This is a genomic window from Novosphingobium sp. SG707 (genome assembly GCF_012275515.1).
Lineage (GTDB): Bacteria > Pseudomonadota > Alphaproteobacteria > Sphingomonadales > Sphingomonadaceae > Novosphingobium.
Window position 1 is genome coordinate 1 of record NZ_JAAZQL010000028.1, and the last position, 4,105, is coordinate 4,105.

Annotated in this window: 4 protein-coding genes and 2 pseudogenes; 4 read left to right on the forward strand and 2 right to left on the reverse strand. The window is 55.1% G+C overall.

Annotated elements, in window-relative coordinates:
• Positions 1-115: 115 nt before the first annotated feature.
• Positions 116-355: pseudogene (locus FHW92_RS25355) on the reverse strand (IS110 family transposase); the annotation flags it as partial.
• Between the two features lie 229 nt (positions 356-584).
• Positions 585-881: pseudogene (locus FHW92_RS25360) on the reverse strand (IS5/IS1182 family transposase); the annotation flags it as partial.
• A 304-nt stretch (positions 882-1,185) separates the two neighbouring features.
• Between FHW92_RS25360 and FHW92_RS25365 the strand changes: the two are divergent.
• From FHW92_RS25365 to FHW92_RS25375, 4 genes are all read left to right on the forward strand, one after another.
• Positions 1,186-1,704 (forward strand): hypothetical protein, encoded by a 519-nt coding sequence (locus FHW92_RS25365; RefSeq protein ID WP_168606064.1) that lies wholly within the window; start codon positions 1,186-1,188, stop codon positions 1,702-1,704.
• Positions 1,701-2,453, forward strand: coding sequence for a hypothetical protein (locus FHW92_RS25370; protein ID WP_168606065.1), 753 nt, complete (start codon positions 1,701-1,703; stop codon positions 2,451-2,453). Before FHW92_RS25365 ends, FHW92_RS25370 begins: the two co-directional genes overlap by 4 nt.
• Before the next feature lie 367 nt (positions 2,454-2,820).
• On the forward strand, positions 2,821-3,024 hold the full coding sequence (locus FHW92_RS25615; RefSeq protein WP_172249411.1) for a hypothetical protein: 204 nt from the start codon (positions 2,821-2,823) through the stop codon (positions 3,022-3,024).
• A gap of 510 nt (positions 3,025-3,534) precedes the next feature.
• Complete coding sequence (locus FHW92_RS25375) at positions 3,535-3,951, forward strand: hypothetical protein (protein ID WP_168606066.1); 417 nt, start codon at positions 3,535-3,537, stop codon at positions 3,949-3,951.
• The last annotated feature ends 154 nt before the right edge of the window (positions 3,952-4,105 follow it).

Below are 4,105 nucleotides of genomic sequence, written 5' to 3' on the forward strand. Positions count from 1 at the left end.
TCTGAAATAATGCGGAGGAACATGGACAAGAACGGGGGAAATCCGCCAATCAGGCAACGCTCCTCCGCATTATGGGCACCTCGCGATTAGTGAAGTTATGCTCACCTGCGCATAACTTCACGAACGGCTTCACGTAACGAGGTGCGATCAGCTTCACTTCGTGTCCCAGGCGCTGCATCTCACGTGCCCAATAATGACTGCCGCCGCATGCCTCCATCGCAACGATACATGGCTTTTGGCCGCCCATGAAGCGGTGGAACTGGCTTCGGCTCAGCTTCTTTCGGAACAGAACTTCCCCAGTCCGCGAAGCACCGTGCAGTTGGAAAACATGTTTTGCCAGATCCACGCCAATCATTGTATCTGCCGTCATGGTTGCCGTCCTTCCTTATCAGTGGCCTACAGAACCACTTTTTTGGCACATTGCGATGCCGTCTGGGGAGGGCGGCAACCACTCCATCTCGAAGAACCGGCAGATATGGCCCGCTGGCGCCATTGAGGGTCGCGCAGTGGCGTTGATGCTCGATTTTCGGCTTTCCTTGGCTGCGTGATATTTGCTTGGCGCCCCGTTTTGGGGCCATTGGCTTTCACGCGGGCGCAGTACGCCCCTCAAGCCAGACGAGCCGCTGGAAATTATAGACCAGGTTGGCCATGCCGATCTTGATGGTGGCGCGGGCGATGCCGATGGTGCGCACGGCAAGGCCCATCCTGTGCTTTTGCCCCGCGAACACATGCTCAACATGGGCTCGAATTTTGGATCGCCGGGTGTTGGCCTTGGCGATCCGCTCGGGCATCGGGCGCCTTGGCTTGCGCCTCTGGTGGATATGGCTCTTGAACATGCCAGCGGCGAGGAACGCCTCGTTCTTCTTGGATCGATAGGCCGTACCGGTCCGAAAGATCAAAGAAACCGGGCTGTCCTACCATCACCGCCTCCGCTCATCGCGAAAGCCATTGAATCAGTTCGGGCCGCTACGCACCAGAGGTTTTTCGAAGTGCCCAGCTGGCCAAGGAGCAATCGTAAACATCGGAGTTCAAGCAAAGAGTTGTTAGGCGGCGTGGGCATATTTGAGCCGGAATTTGTCGTTGGAGAGATGAACTATGCCAACCAGACCGTCATCACGACCGACGCACATTGACACGAAAATTTTCTGAGGTTACGAATTTTTCTAAGAGATAAAGGCTGGATGGATGATGCAATTTTTAGGCGTTAAAAAGCAGATTTTACGCGTATTTCTTTGTATTCTTGCGATGATAATTGTTTATCCAGCCTATGCTAATCCTTCACTTCAGGACCGAAGCGACACATCTAATATGAACCCAAGCGTGGCCAGGTCGGCCCTCTTTCATCTTGACGGCATCTCGGAGGACGTTGCTCGGGGCGATCTTCTTGAATGCATGACTGCTTCATCTGACGCACTGTCGCTCTACAGCCGTGCATCAAGCGCTGATTATGGGTTAGTGGGGTCTTTGATTGGCGGGCTGCTTGGCAGTGCCAAGACAAACCGATTGCGGAATGCTTCCTTGCAGCAATGTATGGTGCTGCGTGGCTATCGGCTTTTCCTTGTAGACGAACAAGTTTGGCTGCAAATCTTGAGGGTCAATGATGCCCTGCAATTGAAAACTGGTAAGGAACAGTCCGCCATAGTTGACGCGCTGGCAAAGTTTGCAGCCACCCCCCTTCCAGATGATGCGGTGTTCCGTTCATGACGTGGAAAATTTCTCTTCTCAGAACCCTCGCCTTGCCTCTGCTGTTTCTGTCTCACAGCGTTCCTGCAAGCGCTGAACGACCCGTCACTCTGGAGCAATTCAGCTACTCAGCAGACCAAGGGTATATTTTGGTTTGGGCGGGCCCCATGCAGGGCCGCAAGACGTTTCCGGGCTTCCTCGACTTTATGCAGGCTTCTCCAGAAACAGGGCTGACGACACGAAACGATAACGGTGAACTGCGAACCATCAATGCTCGAGCGATTAAAGATGCTGCAACGATTTATTATGAATCCAGACCACTGGCGGTTCGTGATGATATGGGGCTATTCTTAATTGCCCTGAAACCGGGACGCTGGGTCATTGGTGGCGCGAATGGAACTGCGCTTACCCTTGGAAGCTATGCTTTCGAAGCCCCTGCGGCAGTGGTGACTTACGTAGGAAAGGTGATCGTCGGGAAAGAAGACGGTGCAAGCCAAGTGCCCGAGATAAAGGCAAGGGGCATGTCCCCGGAAAGTGCGCTGATACGACGCTCAGCGCCTGCGATTACAACACTTGTGCTCAGGCGTCCCGACATTTCTGACGTTCCGATGGAGGCGCTGCCTTCAACCTTGCGCGACCACCTCATGTCCGCAAAGATTGAGGCGGATGTTCGCTTCAATAATTATCTGAGCGGCGTAATCAATCGAGCGGCTGATCTTGGACCAATGCCTCATGCAGCCCCTGTGCCGAGACTGAAAGACGGGGGGTAATGGCGAGCAGATGCCGAGGAAGCTGTTGGCCAGTTGACCATATCAGGTAAGGGTTGCTCGGTTGATTTTGAGGTAGCCGAACATCCGGTTGCGTTGATTATAGCCGGATTAGAAGAGCTTCCCCATCGACGGCCATGTGGATTTTGGTCGTGGCGCTTCGCGAACGACAGGTTTCCCCGATACCTGTCGTCAGCATATAGGCGCGGGAATGACCGTTAAGTCCCATGACGCGGCCTCTGCCTTCCGGCAGCATGTGGCCGCAAGTGGGGCGAGTACCGCCGCAGTCGCGTGAATCGGCGCTAAATGATCCGGTACGGCCAAAAATGGTGGATTGCAGACATAGGGCCTGTCGCAGTATATTACTCGAATGATCCCCCCTTGGACCGCCCACCCCGACATTCACGCAGGCTCGATCGGGTGGCGGATGGGCAGAGGTGAAGACTATTTGGACCAGTTCAACCAGTGGTTTTCGCGAAAGCACGTTGAAGCGAAGCGGCGCTATGCGACCGACAACCCCGAGCCGGTAGGCTGGGAAGGTTTCTACTCTCGGCGCGGCGTTACCGTCATCTGACGAACGACTTGAATTGGGCGAAACCGGACGATCACACAGCGCCGACCGGCAGAATTGTCCGCCTACGCCGACCTCTTCGTGCCTATCGTTGACAGCCTCCAAGCGCGCCTCATAGTCGGCGGTCCTTTTAGGGTATGCGCCCAGCGCACCTCTTCAAGCTGGTCTGTTTTACGTCAAAAAGCGACGTATAAAATTCAGGCCAATTTGCTCGCCAGGTCCTGTTAAAGCCTTAACCAAAGAAGACCATACGGCACCCATTCAAAAAGCACTGTTGAAGGTGCGTGCCGGAGGTAAGGAGGAGTGTTTCCTTCTTAGCCTGGTGGGTGGCCGGCAGAGGCGGTGTTGCGAAAAGTGGCGCTTTGCCGACGCCCCCGCTCCGGTCTGGCACTTTCTTTGTCGCAGCGGGAAAATCAGTGTGATCGATCTCAACCTTACACTTCGGCCAAGGAACGACTTTTTCAACGGCATCGCCCACTTGCGGACATTCGAAAATCGTAGTTACGATGCGCTATGGTATCTGAAGTTCCTCGTTTTCATGATGGCTTTCTCACCGGAATCGTTCTCGGCGAACAAAGTGCGACTGTCTATCTGCGCCAATCAACGGGCGAGGAGTACACGCTGACGCTTTCCGGCCTTGAAGTGCTCCAGATGGAGGACTTCCGGCAAGGCAATATCATCTCAATGGTGGAAGTGGTGAGTGGTCGCTCACCTTACGAACACGCGGGCCTTGAGCGTCTGTTCAAGCCCCCTCATCCCAAGGCAACTGAGGAGTACCAAAAGGCGCACGCGATCGTTCTGGAGAGGCAAGCCGCTCGGATCGCTTCTGGCGAAGTCTCTCTTCTCGTAATCGTGCCCTCGTACGGAGCCGACCTGCTCGCGATCTGTCGAGAGGTAAAGGCTGCCGTTCGCGATGGAAACGGCAGCTAGCCACCATTTTTGGCCTTACCGGTTCAGTTAGCGCTGATTCACCCGACTGCGGCCGTACTCGCCCATGTGTGGACGGCTCTCCGTTGGCAAGGGGTTTGGTGAGCGTGTGCACTTGGTGGTCGGTGCGGCCATGTGTCCGGCCTTTAATGCGGCT

Bases quoted from the DNA above. Each gene is read 5' to 3' on its own strand.
- FHW92_RS25365 (WP_168606064.1), top strand. From the start codon at position 1,186: ATGATGCAATTTTTAGGCGTTAAAAAGCAGATTTTACGCGTATTTCTT.
- FHW92_RS25370 (WP_168606065.1), top strand. From the start codon at position 1,701: ATGACGTGGAAAATTTCTCTTCTCAGAACCCTCGCCTTGCCTCTGCTG.
- FHW92_RS25375 (WP_168606066.1), top strand. From the start codon at position 3,535: ATGGTATCTGAAGTTCCTCGTTTTCATGATGGCTTTCTCACCGGAATC.
- FHW92_RS25615 (WP_172249411.1), top strand. From the start codon at position 2,821: ATGATCCCCCCTTGGACCGCCCACCCCGACATTCACGCAGGCTCGATC.